Origin of the sequence: Alkaliphilus sp. B6464 (assembly GCF_018141165.1) — a bacterium.
Lineage (GTDB): Bacteria > Bacillota > Clostridia > Peptostreptococcales > Natronincolaceae > Alkaliphilus_B.
This window is the reverse complement of the sequence record NZ_CP058557.1, coordinates 736127-756290: the sequence shown is the minus strand read 5'-3', so window position 1 is coordinate 756290 and position 20164 is coordinate 736127. Positions and strand designations below refer to the sequence as shown.

19 protein-coding genes and 1 pseudogene are annotated in these 20164 nt (G+C 32.3%); 19 read left to right on the top strand and 1 reads right to left on the bottom strand.

The features are described from left to right. Nucleotides 1–47: 47 nt before the first annotated feature. The 16 genes and pseudogenes from HYG84_RS03730 to HYG84_RS20725 all read left to right on the top strand — a co-directional run. Entirely contained in the window at nt 48–203 is a 156-nt protein-coding gene (locus HYG84_RS03730; protein ID WP_212380790.1) for a hypothetical protein, read from the top strand. A 245-nt stretch (nt 204–448) separates the two neighbouring features. Continuing rightward, nucleotides 449–1147, top strand: a complete 699-nt coding sequence (locus HYG84_RS03725; protein ID WP_212380789.1) for a YveK family protein — start codon at nt 449–451, stop codon at nt 1145–1147. An 11-nt stretch (nt 1148–1158) separates the two neighbouring features. After that, entirely contained in the window at nt 1159–1914 is a 756-nt protein-coding gene (locus HYG84_RS03720) for a CpsD/CapB family tyrosine-protein kinase (protein WP_212380788.1), read from the top strand. Further along, nucleotides 1907–2728 (top strand): tyrosine-protein phosphatase, encoded by an 822-nt coding sequence (locus tag HYG84_RS03715; protein ID WP_212380787.1) that lies wholly within the window; start codon nt 1907–1909, stop codon nt 2726–2728. The genes HYG84_RS03720 and HYG84_RS03715 overlap by 8 nt, the downstream gene beginning before the upstream one ends. Next, nucleotides 2725–3750, top strand: a complete 1026-nt coding sequence (locus HYG84_RS03710) for an S-layer homology domain-containing protein (protein ID WP_212380786.1) — start codon at nt 2725–2727, stop codon at nt 3748–3750. Before HYG84_RS03715 ends, HYG84_RS03710 begins: the two co-directional genes overlap by 4 nt. Before the next feature lie 102 nt (nt 3751–3852). Continuing rightward, a complete protein-coding gene (locus HYG84_RS03705; RefSeq protein ID WP_212380785.1) occupies nt 3853–6051 on the top strand; it encodes an S-layer homology domain-containing protein in 2199 nt (732 codons plus the stop codon). A gap of 252 nt (nt 6052–6303) precedes the next feature. After that, nucleotides 6304–8202 carry a nucleoside-diphosphate sugar epimerase/dehydratase gene (locus HYG84_RS03700; RefSeq protein ID WP_212380784.1) on the top strand — a complete coding sequence of 633 codons (1899 nt, stop codon included), beginning with the start codon at nt 6304–6306 and terminating at the stop codon, nt 8200–8202. Between the two features lie 34 nt (nt 8203–8236). Beyond that, nucleotides 8237–9349, top strand: coding sequence for a DegT/DnrJ/EryC1/StrS family aminotransferase (locus tag HYG84_RS03695; protein ID WP_212380783.1), 1113 nt, complete (start codon nt 8237–8239; stop codon nt 9347–9349). Continuing rightward, complete coding sequence (locus tag HYG84_RS03690) at nt 9350–9961, top strand: sugar transferase (RefSeq protein ID WP_212380782.1); 612 nt, start codon at nt 9350–9352, stop codon at nt 9959–9961. A 20-nt stretch (nt 9962–9981) separates the two neighbouring features. Beyond that, a complete protein-coding gene (locus HYG84_RS03685) occupies nt 9982–10632 on the top strand; it encodes an acetyltransferase (RefSeq protein WP_212380781.1) in 651 nt (216 codons plus the stop codon). Between the two features lie 119 nt (nt 10633–10751). Beyond that, nucleotides 10752–11948 carry a glycosyltransferase family 4 protein gene (locus HYG84_RS03680; RefSeq protein ID WP_212380780.1) on the top strand — a complete coding sequence of 399 codons (1197 nt, stop codon included), beginning with the start codon at nt 10752–10754 and terminating at the stop codon, nt 11946–11948. A 30-nt stretch (nt 11949–11978) separates the two neighbouring features. Further along, on the top strand, nt 11979–13100 hold the full coding sequence (locus tag HYG84_RS03675; protein WP_212380779.1) for a glycosyltransferase: 1122 nt from the start codon (nt 11979–11981) through the stop codon (nt 13098–13100). A 35-nt stretch (nt 13101–13135) separates the two neighbouring features. Then, nucleotides 13136–14164 (top strand): EpsG family protein, encoded by a 1029-nt coding sequence (locus HYG84_RS03670; RefSeq protein ID WP_212380778.1) that lies wholly within the window; start codon nt 13136–13138, stop codon nt 14162–14164. A 34-nt stretch (nt 14165–14198) separates the two neighbouring features. Beyond that, on the top strand, nt 14199–15416 hold the full coding sequence (locus tag HYG84_RS03665; RefSeq protein ID WP_212380777.1) for a polysaccharide pyruvyl transferase family protein: 1218 nt from the start codon (nt 14199–14201) through the stop codon (nt 15414–15416). Between the two features lie 13 nt (nt 15417–15429). Then, nucleotides 15430–16590, top strand: coding sequence for a Coenzyme F420 hydrogenase/dehydrogenase, beta subunit C-terminal domain (locus HYG84_RS03660; RefSeq protein ID WP_212380776.1), 1161 nt, complete (start codon nt 15430–15432; stop codon nt 16588–16590). Between the two features lie 33 nt (nt 16591–16623). Further along, nucleotides 16624–16790, top strand: a pseudogene (locus HYG84_RS20725) (UDP-N-acetylglucosamine 2-epimerase (non-hydrolyzing)); the annotation flags it as partial. 684 nt (nt 16791–17474) lie between these two features. Here HYG84_RS20725 and HYG84_RS20250 read toward each other — a convergent pair. Beyond that, on the bottom strand, nt 17475–17858 hold the full coding sequence (locus HYG84_RS20250) for a hypothetical protein (protein ID WP_249168705.1): 384 nt from the start codon (nt 17856–17858) through the stop codon (nt 17475–17477). A 516-nt stretch (nt 17859–18374) separates the two neighbouring features. Here HYG84_RS20250 and HYG84_RS03645 point away from each other — a divergent pair. The 3 genes from HYG84_RS03645 to ispH all read left to right on the top strand — a co-directional run bounded on the left by HYG84_RS03645 (nt 18375) and on the right by ispH (nt 20145). Continuing rightward, nucleotides 18375–18773, top strand: a complete 399-nt coding sequence (locus HYG84_RS03645) for a DUF4160 domain-containing protein (protein ID WP_330655566.1) — start codon at nt 18375–18377, stop codon at nt 18771–18773. Between the two features lie 16 nt (nt 18774–18789). Beyond that, nucleotides 18790–19029, top strand: coding sequence for a DUF2442 domain-containing protein (locus HYG84_RS03640; protein WP_212380775.1), 240 nt, complete (start codon nt 18790–18792; stop codon nt 19027–19029). 273 nt (nt 19030–19302) lie between these two features. Further along, a complete protein-coding gene (gene ispH, locus HYG84_RS03635) occupies nt 19303–20145 on the top strand; it encodes a 4-hydroxy-3-methylbut-2-enyl diphosphate reductase (RefSeq protein ID WP_212380774.1) in 843 nt (280 codons plus the stop codon). Nucleotides 20146–20164: the final 19 nt, after the last annotated feature.

Here is a 20164-nt window from a genome sequence, read left to right as displayed (position 1 = left end):
AGTTAAACAGAAATGGGACGAACTGGTATGCTTTTTTCAATATCATTTTGAATTTTAAACATGGCATTGTAAATAAAGCACTTATAATGCTGGCGCTAACTGTGTTTTCTTTAGGGGTAGGAATTATACCGGTTGCTATTTACTGTGGGGTAAATGGGAATAAAGATAGGTATAAACAGATTTTGAAGAAGATTATTATTTAGTACGAAAAAGAGAATCAAGGATATTGTTGATTCTCTTTTTCACTGGAAATATATATATTGAAAATCATTACTGTACGATCTTACTTATAGATTCTATAATATAGTAATATAGATCGAAGAATAACAGAAAAGGTCGAAATTTGAAAAAACTAATTATCATTAGAAGGAGTTTTTGAACTTTTATAGAATCCCTAAGAGATCAAATAATATATGACATAAGGTATAAAGAAAGGAATGACAAATCCATGGAGTTAAGAGAGCAAGAAATGGAGTTAGATCTGAGAGAATATATATATATGATCAAAAAACGATTATGGTTCATTATACTTATAACGATATTGGCAATAACTTCAAGTGGTATGGTAAGTTTTTTCGTTTTGGATCCGATTTATCAAGCAACTACTACAGTAATGGTAGGAAAGCCAGTTAGTTATGCAGAAGGAAGTCAGCTACAAATTCAAGACCTTAACTTAAACCAAAGATTAGCTAGAACATATGGAGAGATTGTACAAAGTAGAGTAGTATCAGAAGAGGTTATTTTTCAATTAGGCTTAGATATTACTCCAGGCCAATTAAAGGAAAAAACATCTGTTAATCTAGTAAAAGATACAGAGTTTATTACTATAAGTGTAACAGACACCAATCCAGAGAAAGCAGCAAATATTGCAAATAACTTGGCAGAGGTATTCAAAAAGCAAGTTATGGATATGATGAGAGTAGATAATGTACAAGTATTAGACGATGCTGTAGTACCTACATCTCCAATTAAGCCAAACAAAATTATGAATATGGCAATTGCAGGAGTACTTGGAATGATGGTAAGTTTATTTATTGTATTTTTATTAGAATATATGGATAATACAATAAAATCTCCTGAAGATATTTCAAGACACTTAGGATTAAATGTAATTGGAACTATACCAATGATGGAAGATGAGCAGTAAGGAGGCGCACAATGGAAAACTATAAATTAATAGCCTATACGGATCCAAAGTCCCCTATATCAGAGGCTTACCGTACACTTAGAACAAACATCCAATTTTCAAGTTTAGATAATCCAATAAGAACCATAATAGTTACCAGCTCTGGCCCAGGAGAAGGGAAAACTACAACTACTATTAATCTAGCTATTGCCATGGCTCAATCAGGGTCAAAGGTACTTCTAATAGATGGAGACCTAAGAAAACCAAAGCTTCATAAGATTTTTAAGACAAGTAACCAAGTAGGCTTAACTAATATCTTAGTTAATGAATTAGATTATAAAGAAGGGGTTTATTCTTCACATATAGAAAAACTAGATATATTGCCTGCAGGAGTTATTCCTCCAAATCCATCAGAGTTGTTGGCATCAAATAAGATGAAACAGTTTTTAAATAATGTAAAAAAAGACTATGACTATATAATGGTAGATACTCCTCCAGTGGCAGTAGTAACAGATGCATCTATTTTATCAACTATAGTAGATGGCACGCTACTAGTATGTGCCTCTGGACAGGTCCCTATAGAAGTAGCTACGAGAGCTAAGGCATTATTAGAAAACGTAAAAGCAAATATTATTGGAGTAGTTTTAAATAAAATTCCAATTAATGAGAGAAATTATTCTCAGTATTACTACTACAGTTATTATGCGGAGGATGAAAGTACAACTAATAAGAAAAGAAATAAGAAAAGAAATAAGAAAAAGAATAAGAGGGTAAAAGCAAATGGTTGATTTACATAGTCATATTTTACCTAATATAGACGATGGTGCCAAAGACATAGACGAAGCCCTGCAAATGGGTGAAATAGCTGTAGAACAAGGTATAAGTCAAATAATAGCAACGCCACACTTTATTGAAGGTGAATTAGCTTCCAAAAAAGAAAAGATTGAAGAAGCAATAGATGCATTAAATAAAACTTTTGAAAAAGAGGGTATGAATTTAAAGATATTACCAGGAAATGAAGTGTACATATCTCCAAACCTACCTAAAATATTGCATAATAAAGAAGTATTTACATTAAATAATGGCCATTATATTTTAATCGAATTTCCTATGGGAGATATCCCTATTTATACTGAGGATGTTCTTTACGAAGTAAGACTATTAGGGTATAAGCCTATAATAGCCCACCCAGAAAGATATACAAAAATAATGGAGAATCCTAACCGTTTGAAGGAGCTAATAGATCAAGGAAATTATGTACAAATAAATAGCCAAAGCATAACAGGTGAATTAGGAGAAAAGGCAAGGAAAACAGCAGAAATTTTATTAAAGCATAAAATGGTCCATTTCATAGGTACAGATGCTCACTCTTCTAGACATAGATCTCCAAAAATGAAGAAGGCTTTAGAGCAAATAAAAGAATGGATAGGAGACCAAGCTGCTGAAGAGATTATTAATAACGGAGAGCTATTAATAAGTGGCCAAGATATATATATTCCACAGCCGTTAAACTATAATCCCAAAATAAGTTTTTTGCATAAAATTAGGAAACTATTTACATCTAAAAAGAGGGCAAACATATGGATAGGAGGAACAAAATGAAAAAACTGTCAGCATTGATATTAAGTGGTATAATATTAACTTCTGGACTAATGCCATCTGTAGCAGAAGCAAGCACATCTACAAATGCTATTATGAATGAAGTAATCGACAAGGTAATGGAAAAGAAAGCAAATGGGAATTCAACATACTACGATTTAATGATTAAGTACAAGGATGAAATAGATAAAGAAACATTAGGATTTCTATATGATACAATGTTAACAAGCAGACAAAAGACTCAAATAGAAGAAAGATATGGCAATGTAGCAGAGGAGCTAAATAACTTGAGTGAAGCAGACATAGCAAAACTAAAAAGAAAAATAGATGCTGTGGCGCCAGATAGCGAAGAACAAGGCTCTGTAGGTGGTGGCGGAAGCAGTAGTCCAGTTACACCTCCAAAGGAAGAGAAAACTACGGATGTGGAAGTAGAAAAACCAATAATTGAGGTTTCTTTTAAAGACATCTCATCTTTATGGGTAGAAGCTCAGGAAGCCATTAACTTTATGGCTAGTCGTGGTGTACTTCAAGGAAAAGAAGAAGGACGATTTGCTCCACAGGACCCAATCACTAGAGCAGAATTTGCTAAGGCTATTGTATCATTACTAGAGCTTGAAAATGATACAACAATATTAGATGAAAGTTTTAAAGATGTAACAAAAGATAAGTGGTATTACGAATATGTACAAATTGCATTTAAGTATGGAATTATAGAAGGAAGAAATAGCACAACATTTGCACCAAATGATCTAATAACAAGAGAAGAAATGTCTGTAATGATATCAAGAACAATGAAGGCCATGAAAGAGTCGGAAATATTATTACCTCTACAGGCAAAGGAAATGCTACAAAACTATGGAGACCATAGCAAAGTAGCAGACTGGGCAGAACTAGATGTGGCATTAGTAGTTAAGAACAAAATAATTCAAGGGAAAGATGGAGAATATTTAGCACCTAAAGATAATGCCACACGTGCGGAGGCTGTTGTTATTTTAAAAAGGTTATTTGACCTTTTAAATAATTAATATAAAATGCATAAAAACAGCAACATTATTTTTAGGAGGTGTTTCGGGGTATAGGGAAGTAATAAAAAATATATAAACTTTAAAAACAAAAGGAGGATGAAAATGAAAAAGAAAATATCGATTATTTTAGTATTAGTAATGGTTTTATCTATGTTTAGTGCGTTTGCATTTGCAGATACTACTGAGGCAGCTGTAGCTTTAGATGACCCGGCAGTACATAACTTTGTTAATAAAATGAGAGGAAATATTGACAAGCTTAAGCTAAAGGATTTATTAACTTTAAAAAGTGCTGCTAATAAACTAAAAGACAAAAATGCAATTGTAAGCGATATTTTAAGCTTAATAAGAGCATCTGAATTTGATTCTAAGTTAAAAGAATTTGGTATTAATAATGACAGTGAAGAGGTATTATTAAACCAAGCTAGAAATATCAAGTCACAAATTAACATAGAGTACTTGATTACTAATGCATTGGAAGGAGCTAATTTTGATAATAATAGAAAGATAGCAGACTTAAAGGTAGGATCTTCTGGATCTGCTAAAACAGTTGGAGAATTAGCTAACGAAACTGCTAATATTTTATTAAGAGATACAGGTATTAATAATGTATACAATGCGTTAGATCCTGTAGATGGAAAATCTAAAGCAAAAATATCAATAGCGATAGCTAACTTAATTATTGACAATACAACTATGTCAATGAATTCACCATATACTATTACTTTAAACAAATCGAAGATTCTAAATGGCATTAATGACATTCTTAAAGAAAGTTTTAATGTAAACACCGAATTTGAGTTAAAAGATATAAATGCATTGGAAGTATTAATCAAAGATATTATGAAAGAATTCACACCTTCTGAAAAGCTTGTTATAGCTAGAGCCGTTACTGCAATTAAAGGTGAAAATCCATATCCAAACCCTGGCGGAGATAATGGGGAAGAGCCAGGAAACGGAGGAGGAGATAATGGAGAAGGACCAGGAAGCGGAAGCGGAGATAATGGAGAAGGACCAGGAAGCGGAAGCGGAGGCGGAGGTGGAGGTGGAGGAGGAAGTACATCCCCTCAACCAGAAGATACTAAAGTAGATTCACCTAAAGTAAAAGATGGAGAAATAGTAGTAGAATTAGGTAAGGACTCAGTAGAGGTTAAAACAGGAGCTGAAGGTCAGTCAGTTGTAGCTATTAAATCTGAAAGCATTAAAGCTGCTGTAGAAATCTTAGCAGAGGCAGGTAAGAAAAGTCAAACAGCTAAACTAGTAGTGGCAATTAAGCTTGACGATGTAAAAACAGCTGACATGGAAGTATCTATATCAGCTGATGCCATGACAAAGCTTGTTGAAAATAAAGTAGAGTTAAGAATTGAATCAGAAGCATTAACATATATAGTGCCTGCAAATGCATTAGCAAATGCGTTAAAGGATGCACCAAAGGGTAGCTATGTAGAGTTTGTGTTATCAGTAGTAGAAGAAGGAAAAGCTAAAGACTTAATTAAAGATAATTTTGCTAAGAAGATAGCAAAGACTCTTGAAATGCAATTAGTAATAAAAGATAATACAGGTAAAATTATTAAAACAATTAATAATTTTGATAACAAAATAAAAATATCTATTGCAATCGAAGCAAAAGACGGAAACCCGGATTTATTAGGAGTATTCTATATTAACGAGAAAACAGGTGCATTAGAGTTTGTTGGCGGAAAAATTAAAGATAACAAAATTTCTATGAGCACAGACCACTATGGTAAGTTTGCCGTAGTAGAGTACGATAAGAGTTTTAGTGATATTGAAAACCACTGGTCTAAAGACTATGTTAAATCAATGGTAGCTAAGCATGTAATAGATGGATTTGTTGAAGAAAACCTTTACAAGCCAGAAGATAAGTTAACTAGAGCACAATTTGCTAAGCTTATTGTAGAAACTTTAGAGCTGGACATGGTTACATCTAAAGGAGAATTTACAGATGTAAAATCTAGTCACTGGGCAAAAGACTATATTGCAACAGTAAAAGCATTAAATATTGTTGGTGGATATGATAATGGTACATTCAAACCGGATCAATCTATTACAAGAGCTGAAATGGCAGTAGTGTTAACTAATTCTTTAGAACTGAAGACAAATGCAAACACATCATCTTTAAATCAATTTAAGGATGTAGATAAAGTACCAGCATGGGCCGTAGAATATATAGTGCCAGTAGCCCAAGAAAAACTATTAGTAGGTAGTGATGGAGTATTAAATCCATTAGGAAATGTAACAAGAGCAGAAGCTGCTACTATTATCTATAGAGTTTATAATAGATAATTATTAAAGAATTAATAAAATAGGTAAATAATTAAGGATGGATAATTTCATAATAGAGATTATCCATCTGTATTTTGTCAATAAAAGTCGAAATATGTTTAAGTTTGTCGAAAAAACCCCTAATTTGACGAACGATTTTCGACAAATAGGACAGGACAAATAGGATAAAAGATAGAAAATATATATAAAAAGAATAGGTTTTTTATCTAATACATATTTTGGATTATGCTTTAAAGAAAGAGGGGTAACAAAATGACGACGGGGGTAGAAATAGAATTAAGTCAGAAAAAGAAAAAAAGATCCAAGAGGGTAAATTTATCAATAGTCCATAGAAAATTAATTTTACTATTAACAGATATAATACTAATTAATATATCTGGTCTAACAGCATTATTACTTAGGTTTGATTTTTCAATTCCTAGTGAATTTTTACAAACTTATTTAGAATATTGGATTTTAACAACATTCATTATGATCATTACTTTTTATGGTTTTAATCTTTATCAAAGTGTATGGCGCTATGCTAGCTTAGATGAATTAGTTTATGTTGTTTTTTCATCAGTAGTAGGAAGCGCAGCACTTTTTTTTATGTATAATTTCATATTAAATATTAAGTTTCCAAGAAGTTTTTACGTTTTATTTATGATACTTTCCATTTCTTTAGTAGGTGGAATTAGATTTACTTATCGTGCTATGAGAAGAATAAAATTAGCATTATTTAAAGATGATTTAGATAGAAAAAGAGTATTAATAATTGGTGGCGGAAAAGCAGGATCTATAATGATTAAAGAGATGTATAATAATCCGCAAATCCACAAATATCCGGTGGCAGTAATAGATGATGATCCTCAAAAATACAAAAGAAAAATCCATGGTGTTCCTATTTTAGGCACTAGAGCAGATATAAATAGAATTGTAGAAGAAAAAAAGATAGATGAAATACTAATAGCAATGCCTGCAATAAGCAAGGCTCAGATAAAGGAAATAGTAAGTATTTGCAGTAAGACAAAATGCAATTTAAAAACTTTGCCAGGAGTTTATGAGCTTATTGATGGTAGAGTTGATATAAAGAAAATTAGAGATATTCAAATAGAAGATTTATTAGGAAGAGATCCTATAAAAGTAGACTTAAAAGAAATATCGGGCTACTTAACTAATGAAGTAGTTTTAGTTACAGGTGGTGGAGGATCAATTGGATCTGAACTTTGTAGACAAATAGCAGGTTTCTCACCTAAAAAGTTAATTATATTTGATATTTATGAAAATAGTGCTTATGAAATACAACAAGAATTAATAAGAAAACATGGGAATAGCTTAAACTTGGAAGTGATTATCGGCTCTGTCCGTGACAAAAACAGATTGGAGCAGATTTTTAAAAATTATAAACCACAAGTAGTATTTCATGCAGCAGCTCATAAGCATGTTCCATTAATGGAGAGTAGCCCTATGGAGGCTATTAAAAATAACGTATTTGGAACTATGAATGTTGCAGAATGCGCAGATAAATACAGTGCAAATCGATTTGTACTTATTTCAACAGATAAGGCAGTAAATCCAACAAACATCATGGGGGCTACTAAAAGAATAGCAGAAATGATAGTACAAGCAATAGACAAGAAAAGTAAAACAGAATTTGTAGCAGTTAGATTTGGAAATGTACTAGGAAGTAATGGTAGTGTAATTCCACTATTTAGAAAGCAAATATTAGAAGGTGGCCCTGTAACAGTAACAGATCCCGAAATTATACGATACTTTATGACGATACCAGAAGCAGTACAGTTAGTTATCCAAGCTGGAGCAATGGCAGAAGGTGGAGAAATATTTGTATTAGATATGGGAGACCCAGTAAAAATAGCAGACCTAGCAAGGGACCTAATAAAGCTATCAGGCTTTGAGCCAGATGTAGATATAAAGATAGAATATACAGGTCTAAGACCAGGAGAAAAGCTTTATGAAGAGCTTCTAATGGCGGAAGAAGGGTTAATAGAAACTAAGCATGAGAAGATATTTATTGGGAAGCCAGTATCTAATGATATAGAACAACTAAGAAAAGATATCGAGATGCTTAAAGCTATTTTATTTAAAGAAGATATGGAGCTTATTGATGTAGTGGTAAAGAAGTTAGTGCCTGGTTATAAGAAAGTTAGTTAATCGTTGATTTAATAATGGAAGGAAGTTTTAGTAAATGTCAAAGAAAATTTGGCTTTCATCCCCTCATATGAGTGATGAAGGATATGAAGTGGAATACATAAAAGAAGCATTTGATACTAACTGGATTGCTCCTCTCGGTAAGAATGTTAATGAATTTGAAAAAGAATTGGCTGCAAAGGTTGAGAGTAAAGCTGCTGCGGCACTTTCTTCTGGAACAGGGGCTATTCATTTAGCACTTAATGCAGCCGGGGTTGGTGAAGGAGATATTGTCTTTTGCCAGAGTCTTACTTTTTCAGCTACAGCTAACCCGATTATTTATCAAAATGCAACACCCGTGTTTATAGATAGTGATTATGAGACTTGGAATATGTGTCCTAGAGCGTTAGAGCAAGCATTTGAGAAGTATCCGGAAGTTAAGGCTGTGATTGTAGTTCACCTTTATGGTCTATCTGCTGATATGGATAAGATCGTGGAACTTTGTAAGAAACATAATGTAGCTTTAATTGAAGATGCTGCTGAGAGCTTGGGAACTTATTATAAAGGGAAACATACTGGGACTTTTGGAGAGTATGGAATGTTTAGTTTTAATGGTAATAAGATTATTACCACTTCAGGTGGAGGTATGCTTGTTTCGGATAATGAAGAGAAAATTGCTAAAGTTAGATTTTGGGCAACTCAATCTAGGGATCAAGCAAGGCACTATCAACATAGTGAATTAGGATTTAACTATAGAATGAGCAATATTGTTGCTGGGATTGGTAGGGGGCAACTTAAGGTATTAGATCAAAGAGTAGCTAAGAAGAAATATATATTTGAGTTTTATAAGCGTGAGTTAGGACAACTTGAAGGTGTAGAGTTTATGCCAGTTAATGAATGGAATGAGCCAAATTATTGGTTAAGTTGCTTAACCCTAAGTGGCAAAGTTAGACCAATTGATATAATGGAGGCTCTTGAAAAGGAAAATATTGAATCAAGACCTGTTTGGAAGCCGATGCATATGCAGCCGTTTTTTGCCCAGTATGATTATATTGGTGGAGAGGTAAGTGAAAGTTTATTCGAAAACGGTGTTTGCTTGCCATCTGATACTAAGATGACGGATGAGGATTTAAATAGAGTTTGTGAGATTGTTAAGGGGTTGTGGGCGTAGATGTTCTATAGAAATTATGGGAAACGAATGATGGATTTTGTATTGTCGCTGATCGCGATTATAGTATTGAGCCCGGTTCTTTTGATAGTCGCTGTATTAGTTAGATTAAAGCTTGGAAGTCCGATTATTTTTAAGCAAGAGAGACCGGGGCTTAACGAGAAGATTTTTACTATGTATAAGTTTAGGACTATGACGGATGGAAGAGATGAGGATGGGGAGTTACTACCAAATGAAATGAGACTAACCAGATTTGGAGGGTTCCTAAGATCAACTAGTCTAGATGAGCTTCCTGAACTTTGGAATATAGTTCGTGGAGATATGGGAATTATCGGTCCTAGGCCTTTATTAGTTCAATACTTAGAACTTTATAATGATCACCAAAAGAGAAGACACGAAGTAAGACCAGGTCTTTCAGGCTTAGCACAAGTAAATGGCCGAAATGCGATTAGTTGGGAAGATAAGTTTAATTATGATGTTTGGTATGTAGATAATTTTAATATGTTGCTTGATATAAAAATTATTGTTCAGACATTTCTAAAGGTATTTAGAAGAGAAGGTGTAAATAAAAGTGAGTCAGTTACTATGGAGAAGTTTAAAGGGACTACAAATTAGATTGTGAGGATTTGATATAAATGAAAACACTTTGTATATATGGTTGCGGGGGAATGGGAAGAGAAATTGCTGACCTTGCCTATAGAATGAGTCAGTGGGAAGAGGTTATTTTTATTGATGATAATGTCAAGAGCCGTATAGTTGATGAAGTATCAGTCTTTACTCTTGAAGAGGCCTTGAATCAAATTGATCAATCTAATATTGAATTTATCGTTGCAGCGGGCGAACCATCTTCAAGGAAATTTCTTTATGAAAAACTTGAACACTATAATCTAGAATATGTTAGTGTGATAGACTCGGGATTGAATTTATCTAGATTATCTTCTGTAAAAAATGGTACCATTGTTCATACTGGAGCTACTATTACTGTAAACGTACATATTGGCAAAGGATGTTTAATCAATAAACATGTTGTAATCGGACACGATGTTAATATCGGTGATTATACTGTAATTTCTCCTAATGCTTCAATTGGTGGCGATGTTAATATTGCTTCAAACTGTTATATAGGCAGTGGGGCAATTATTCGAAATGGCATAAACATTGGCCAAAATTCAATTATTGGTATGGGTGCTGTTGTGCTTAAAGATGTTGATCCAAATTCGGTAATGGTAGGAAATCCTGCCAAGCTTTTAAAAAAAAATACTACTAGGAAAGTTTTTGGAAAGTAGATATTTAAATCCAACTGTATTATTGGGTTTACTAGTATAGTTTGTTGTATTTATTAGTGTCTTAATTTTTTATAAAATTGGGATTAGAACATAAATTGATAAAAGTGAGGTGCCATATATTGAAGGACATACTGTTTATAACACATTTTACGCAAGTTCCAGGTGAACATGGAAACGGGAGATTTCATTATATTGCCGATCAAGTTGGAAGATTTGGCCATAAAGTTGAAGTCATAACTTCTAGCTTTTCACATCAAAAAAAACAACAAAGAATTGAAGGTCAAGTAAAACTAAAGAATAGTAGTTATAAACTAACTATGGTACATGAAATTGGATATAAGAAAAATGTGTCCTTTAGTAGATTTTATAGTCATTATGTTATGGGACTGAACTTAAAAAAGTATCTTTTAGGTAGAGAAAAACCTGATGTTATCTATTGTTCGGTACCAACTCTAGACGTAGCAAAAATAGCCGCAGAATATGCTAAAAAAAATGAAATAAAGTTCATTATTGATATCCAAGATCTATGGCCAGAAGCTTTTAAAATGCTATTCAATACACCTATAATTAGCAATATTTTGTTTTACCCGATGCAACGATGTGCGGACTATATTTATAGGGCTGCAGATGAAATAATTGCTGTTTCGAATACTTATTTAGACAGAGCACTACAAGTAAACAAAAAATGTAAAAATGGGAAGAGTATATATCTTGGAACAGAGTTAGAGTTATTTGATAGGTTATCACATGGTCGGGTGAATAAGCTTAAAGGTGAAATTTGGTTAGCATATATTGGGACATTAGGCCATAGTTACGAAATCGAGCTAGTTATTGATTCATTATCAATGCTAAGTGAAAAAGGGATTAAAAATATAAAGTTTATTATTATGGGGGATGGCCCACTGAAGCAGAGATTTGAAGACTATGCTAAAGAACAAAATACTTGGGTTGAGTTTATGGGTAGGTTACAATATGAAAAAATGGTGGGTATTCTAGCATCGTGTGATATAGCTATAAACCCAATTAAAGCTGGATCAGCTGGAAGTATTATAAATAAAGTAGGCGACTATGCAGCAGCTGGAGTTCCTGTGCTAAACACACAAGAATGTGAGGAATATAGAAATTTAATTGAAGAATATGAAGCGGGGTTTAACTGTATAAATGGCAATGCTATCGATGTTGCCAACAAGCTAATGATACTGGTAAATGACCAGAAAAGAAGGGAAGAAATGGGAAGGAATAATCGAAGAATGGCCGAAGACAAATTTGATAGAAAAAAAACGTATCAAGATATACTGAAGCTGTTTGAAATTTAAAATATATTTACAGAGATTTGAGGGGAAAGAATGAAGATATTAATACTTTGTGATCACTACCCGTTATCACCTAGGGTTAAAAAAGTTAGAAATTCTATGATTAATCAACACGAAAATTGTGAAATTAAAGTCTTCGCATGGAATAGAGAGTCTAAACCAGTAATGGAAGATTATGTGGAAGTTTTTAATCAAAATATTGAGTATGGTAATAAAAAAGATAAAGCAATAAACTTAGCAAGATTTACTCTTAAGGCAAAAGAGTATTTTAATAAATTTAATCCTGACTATATTCACGCTATTGATTTCGAAATGCTAATATCTTCAGTAATAATATCCAGAAAAGCAAAGATTATTTATGAAGTCTATGATATAAAGTTTTTAAGGAACAAGGTTTTAAATTGGATAAGGGAAAAACTTGAATTAAATATTATTAAAAAATATGTTAGTGCTATGGTACTAGCATCTCCTTACTTTGAAATCTACTATAATAGTAAAGGTATCAATAAGATAACTAAGATTACAATTAATAATAAACCATCAAAGAGATTAGAAACTTTCAAATCTAATGAATATATGTTACCTTACGAAAGTACTCTAAAAAATAAAACTGTTATAGGTTTTGTAGGGACTATTAGATACAAAAATATATTACTTAATTTAATTAATGCGGCTAATAACATAGAAAATATAATTATACTTTTAGCAGGAAGTGGCCCAAATTTTAATGATATCAAAGAATATATTGAAACAAATAATTTACAACATAAAGTCATCATGACTGGTAGATACCAGGAATTAGATCTGCCATCTATATACAATGTATGTGACTATATCTGGGCAGCCTACCCAAATAAAGATATAAACGTAAAATATGCAATTAGTAATAAGTTTTTTGAATCTATTATATTTAAGAAAAGAGTTATTGTATCTGAAAAGACAATGATTGGGCAGTCTGTAATTGATTTAAATATTGGATATACAGTAGACCCTCACGATGTGGTTGAAATAATATCCTTATTAACTCTATTTGATAAAGGTTATCGGTTCGATAGTAGCGTCATGTTTGATAATAGTCTGTTTTGGGAGGACGAAGAAGTAAAATTACTTAATATTTATTGTAAATCTATAACGAATGTAGAAGGTGTGATATAATGTGGCCGTACTTTTTCCTACTATTTTTTATAGTCATGATACAAATGCAATTTATAAAGAAAAACAACCTGGGATTAAATTATATAACAGCTTTTCTAATATTATTTAGTTTTGCCGCATTAAGAGGTAACGGTAATGGAGATTATTTTTCATACCTGCGATATTCTACGTACATAACATCACTAGATAGGATATTTGACCCTAACTTCCCTATGGAGATAGGATTTAGAATAATATCTTATGCTGTCAATATACTGGGTCTACATCAACAAGCTGTTATAGTCATTATGAATTTTATTAGCTTAATATGTGTTTATGTATTTATCAAAAGATACTCACCTGATAGAATGTTATCTATTTTGCTTTTTCTACCACTATATTTTCAGTTTGATATGCATGCAGCTAGAACGGCGGTGGCAATAGGTATAACAACTTTTAGTTTGAAGTATTTATATGAAAAAAAACTATTTAAGTTCATAGCAATAATTTTTTTAGCAAGTACCTTTCATAAAACTGCATGGATACTTGTTATTATGTACTTCATTGCTGATAAAAAAGTGAATAAATATATAGGGATTATAACTATTTTAGGTGCAGGACTATTAAGTAGTTTTTTTTCAATTAGCAATATTATATTAAACATACTTACCATACTAAGGTTGAATACTTTTGCACATAGATATTATATATATATGCAAAGTGAGGTTTATGGGTATTCTTATAAGTTATACGATCCAAGACTACTTCTAGTTATTGGTATATATATTTCAGCACAATTAATAATTAAACATCCTGATAAATTAGAAAGTTTATTAATAAATTTTATTTGGGTTAATGCATTATTAATGATAATGTTTAGTGAGCACACCGTTTTTGTTACAAGATTAACCTGCTACTTTAATATTTATACAATAATACTTGTACCTTTTATAGTATCTAAATATAGAAGTGCTACTAAGCATGCTCTATATGGCTTAGTTAAATTATCGGCTATATATATATATATTGCTTACACAGCTGGGATATTAATTGGAACTGTAGAGTATAAATTATTCTTTATATAAAATTAGTACACAAATTTTGAAAGAAGGTGATATTATGGAAAAAAAGTTGAAAATTGCTTTATTTGGCATGTATGGTTTATATAATTATGGCTGTGAGGCTATTGCAAGGGGTACATATGAATTAATAAAACAAGCATGGCCTAATAGTGATGTTATTTTATATACGAGATTCCCTAAAGAAGATAAACAAATAGTGAATGATTTGGATATCACTATTAAGAGAGCACCTGAAAAAAAAGGAGCGATATTAAGACGTATTATAAATAGAATATTAAGAATGATTAATATAGAACAGAAATTAATTATTTGGGATGCTGAAGCTGTAGTAAATGAATGTGATCTTGTGTTTTCGGTAGGCGGAGATATCTATACAATACCCAAATATATTCTTAAAAATAAAAAAGAAACCAAGCATAGTGGTATTGTGGAATTTGGTAATACTGTACTAAGGTCTAAACCCTATGTAATTTGGGGAGCATCTATAGGTCCGTTTGGCGAAAAACCAGAGGTACGAGACTATTACTTTAGGCACCTAAAGCAAGTTGATCAAATATTTTGTAGAGAAGAAACATCTTTTAACTATCTAAATAAAAACAACGTAAATGGTAACGTACAACTCTGTTCTGACCCAGCATTTTATATTAAAGATACGAGTAAGCAAAAGTATAAGAAGTCGAGTAACATTAGAATTGCTTTAAACCTTAGCCCATTATCAGTTTTTGAGCAAGTTGGAGAAAGTAATTCTTTTAAAGAACAAGTTATAGAAACAATTCAAGATTTATTGAGCATATCAAACACAGAGGTAGTTTTAGTGCCACATGTATTGAGTCCATTGTCTAATAAAGATAATGATTTAGACTACCTAAAGGATATATATGATAGCATCCCTAACAATATAGTCAAGTCTGTAAGTTTACTTGAAGGTGCAGAGGGCTTCTTAGGAACAAAAGAGTTTCTTAAGACATGTGACATTGTTATAGCTGCGAGAATGCATTGTGCAGTTAATGCGGTTTGTGAGGGAATACCAACAATATTTTTAGCGTACAGTCAAAAAGCGATAGGGATGGCTAACTATATTTATAATGATACTAAATGGGTAATTCATTTGATGGATATTAAGAAAGAATTAAAAAATAAAACTGTAGAAATGTTAACTAGCAAAGATGAAATTTCAAAGGACATCAAATCTAGAATTACAAAAATTAGAAGTGATGAATCTAGAATAATAGAGCTTTTTAGAAACATTAAATAAATAGGTGATGGCTATGATTGATAGAGAAATAAAATATACAAAAGATTGCATGGGGTGTTCTGCTTGCTACAATGCATGTAAGCAAGGTGCTATTTCGATGAACAGTGATCAAAAAGGTTTTACTTATCCTAAGGTTAACTATAACACATGTACAAAGTGTCTAATGTGTATCAACGTATGTCCTATAATAAATAAGAAGAAAGTTAATCGGAATAACATTAAGGCATATGCTTGCACTAATAAAGATAATAGTGTTCGAATAAATAGTTCTTCAGGTGGAATATTTACCGTAATAGCTGAAGAAATACTTAAGCATAAAGGCGTAGTTTTTGGGGCCAAATTCAGTAAAGACTTTAAGGTTGTCCATAGCTTTCTTGAAGATAATCAAGAATTAAGTAAATTTAGAGGATCGAAATATGTTCAGAGTGAAATTGGATATTCATATAAAGCAGCACGAAATTTTTTAGAACAAGGAAGGCAAGTACTTTTTACAGGAACACCATGCCAAATTGCTGGGTTAAAAAGTTATTTAGGTAAAGAATATAATAATTTGTTATGTCAGGACATTATATGTCAAGGAGTGCCTTCACCAACGGTATGGGAAAGCTACCTTGCCTGTAGAACTGCAGAACAAGGGGAGCAAATAAAAGAAATATCATTCCGTACTAAAGATGAAGGTTGGCATAATTATAAAATGAATATTAAGTTTCAGTCAGGTGATGTATATTTAAAAAGTAAGAATGAAGACACATATATGAAAGCATTCTCGAAGCTGCTATCTCTAAGACCTTCATGTTTTAAATGTAAGTTTAAAGGCGAACATAGAAAAAGTGATATAACATTAGCTGATTTTTGGGGAATTAAAAATATAGAACCATCACTTAATGATAATAAAGGCATATCACTTGTTTTATTAAATACGGAAAAGGGTGAAATTGCATTTGAACAGTTAAAAGGATTAATAACATATAAGGAAGTAAACTTCACCGATTCAATAAAGCACAATCCTATGTATGGTAAGTCTGTACCTCATAGTAAATTAAGAGATGCTTTTTTTTCTCAATTAAATACTAGAGATTTTGATTCACTAGTAAATATGTATGCGAAAGATACCAAATATAAAATATTAGTTAGAAAATTAAAGGTATATATTAAAAATAAGCTTAATATCTAACGATATATAACTGAAATAAGGATAGGTGGCAAAATGAAGAAAAAAGTAATGGGGGTGTTTGGCACAAGGCCGGAAGCAATTAAGATGTGCCCCTAATTAAAGAGTTAGAAACAAGAGAAAAATGTGTTACAGGACAACATAGAGAAATGCTAGACCAAGTATTACATGCCTTTAATATAGTACCTAATTATGAAATCGAAGCAGACACTATTTGATGCAACTATAAATATTCTAGAAAAAATTAAGCGTTGAATGAAAAACTGAATTCTAGTGTATAGAAGTAACCTGTTTTATGCAGGATTGACTTCTGTTTTAATACATTAACAAACCAGTTTTTTAACGTATAATAGCTTTAGTAGCATAGATTTTACGGATTCTCTGCACGGCAATCTGGCAGCTAAAATTAGTGCGCAAGACTAAATTCCACCTGCCTTCGTGTAAGACTAAATTCTAGTCAGTGAAATCTGCCTGTGCAACATCATTTTATTTCAGTAATTCTGGTTTGAGCATTACTTCATCTGGTGTAATCTCCTGAAGTGATAGACCGGTATGTAGCTGATAGTTCAAAAGCAACTGAGACAGCCTCAATGGAGTACATCCATTGAGGCTGTCTCTTGCTGCGTTATTAATGTGATTGATCATCATCCTGTGTACAGATCGAATGTATTTCCTTTATGTACTACAAAACGTATATATTGGTGGTTCTTTTCAATCATACCTTTTTGCTAGGAACTATTAGGATTACAATAATAAATTTTAGTTCGCATTTCGCGTATTATGTAGATTCTAATGGCAGTGGATTCTGAAATTCACTGCCATTGTCGGTAAGTACGATTGGAAATAATGTTTGGAATAATTCAGCACCTAGCATTTGTGTGAAATTATCAAAAACCCTCTGTACTTCCTCCTTTTTTCCCTTCTACGGTATCCATTTCAACAACAGGTACAGACGGATTACCTTTTAACAACTTTTGAAAATCTTCATAGCTGCGTCCCTTACGAAATTCCCGATTCACAATACTGCACTGGGTTGATTTTTTGCACTTCTTGTATTTGACTCTGCGCCTCATATCAAGATTTCTTGTTGCTAATACCGACTGATCAATATAGGAGTATAAAGTTCTTCTAGAGCACTTAATTTCTTTAGCGTGATTGGCATATATATGAGCAATAGACTGTCCTTTTTTGATTAAAGGCGATACAAGTTCATCAAGTCTTTGAATACTTTCAGGAGTCTGATTAATCCCTTCCCTCGCTGACACCAACAACTCTCGGTAGCAGTCATCAGCGTACTTTGCGGAGTATATCTTCTGTTCTATAAGACAATTTATCCGCTTACCACATCCGTTGCAGACGTATGGTGGTTTTAATAGTTTTTCACACTGAACAGGGGCATAGTCCCTACAGAAATCTGTACAACGAATTTTGAGTTCACGACACATCTTGCATTTTGAACCACATTTTTGGGTACAAAGGTTAATCTGACTACAGCTACTTCTGCTACCGCATGGAATGGGAGCAAATTGATTTTTCCTTGTTTTTACACTCGCATGCCTTCTTATCTCCTTAGAAATGGTGCTTGGATCTTTACTTATGTTTGTTGCTATTTTTACAAATGATAATCCAGAGAGTAATCCTTTTTCAATTCCTATTCTTTGTGATAGTGTTAAATGTTTTGATTGCCTTTTGATTGTTTCATCTTCTTCCCTATTTCAGCACAGGCAGGCAATCAACTGTACCTGTTATTGTACTATAAAAGGGGCGCACAGGTAAATTCTAATAATATGGAATTTAGTCTTACACGCTCTAAAAAACCAGAATTTAAAATTTCATTTTACTATAAATTTTCTTTCTTAGAATCGATTTGTGATATAATAAAGATATATATGATATTGAATATAAAAAAGGATGATATTATGCCAACTATAAGTATGTTTTATGGAATAATAATTAGGATGTTTTGTGCTCCACAAGAGCATAACCCACCACATTTTCATGCATACTACGGAGAGTATAAAGCTATAATTGACATAAACACGTGTGAATTAACGGAAGGGAATCTTCCAAGTAAACAATTGAAGCTTGTTTTAGCATGGGCAGAGTTAAGGCAGGAAGAATTACTAGCAAACTGGAGCCTAGCAATGAATAGTGAACTTCCTTTTAAAATTGATCCACTAAAATAATGGAGGTGTTTTATGTATGTATTTAGCTATTACAGATGTAAAGCCTTTAAGTGATTATCAATTACTTTTAACTTTTGAGAATGGTGAAAAAAGAATATTTGATATGAAGCCTTACCTCAATAAGGGTATCTTTAAAGAGTTAAAGGATAAGGAAAAATTTAGGTCTGTTAGAGTGAGTTTTGATAGTATTGAATGGAGTAATCAAGCCGATATTGATCCAGAAGTACTCTATGAAAAGAGTGTAAAATATCAATAGACATTGGAGGTAAACTCAACGAAATGGCAGAAGGAAAAACCGGTGTCAGTCACCAACTCACCAGAAATTAAGTTGTAAGTATTAAGATCGGTGAAATAGAATTAAACGGACTAAGAAACAGCAATTTATTTGCTGTTTCTTTATTTATTTTATAGAATATGACAGTATATCTTTATTTTCCATCTAAAGAAGTCGAGATATGATATAATATGGAATTATAATACATACTGATTTAAATAAAATTACATTATAAAAGAAAGAGCAGGTGTACTAATGAAAGTAATCTTGGCAGAGCACTTAGGATTTTGTTTTGGGGTAGCAAAGGCTGTTAATGCTGCATTTGAAAAAGCTAATAATAATACTAACAATGAAAATCTATACGCATTAGGTCCACTTATACATAATACAGCTGTAGTATATGCTCTAGAAGAAAAAGGCGTTAAGACTATTGAAGGCTTAGAAGAAGTGGAAAGTGGAACTGTTCTGATTCGCTCTCATGGGGTATCTAAGGAAATCTATTCTATACTAGAACAGAAAAAAATAAATGTATTAGATAATACATGTCCATTCGTAAAAAAAATTCAGCAGATTGTAAGCGATTATGAGCAGCAAGGATATGCTGTTGCTATTATAGGTAACAAGAAGCATCCAGAGGTGATTGGAGTAAATGGCTGGGCCAATTATAAGTCATTTATTATACAGGAACTAGAAGATGCTCAGCTTATGCCTATGGTGGATAAACTTTGTATTGTTGTCCAAACAACTATGGAAAGAGAAAAATATAATATCTTAAAAGAGGAATTATATAATAAAGCAAAAGTAGTAGAGGTATTTGATACTATTTGTAATGCTACTAAAGACAGACAAGAATCAGCCCGGGAATTAGCTCAAAAAGTAGATGCCATATTAGTAATAGGAGGATACCATAGCTCTAATACTCAGAAGCTAGTGGAAGTTTGTAAAAGTCAGCAACCAAGCGCTACCTATCATATTGAGACGGCAAGGGATATACCGATGGATCAAATAGCTAAGCATGAAGTAATCGGAATTACAGCAGGCGCTTCAACACCTCAGTGGATTATAGATGAAGTAATACAAGCACTAGATCATATATAAAAATATTGAGTGCTTTAAT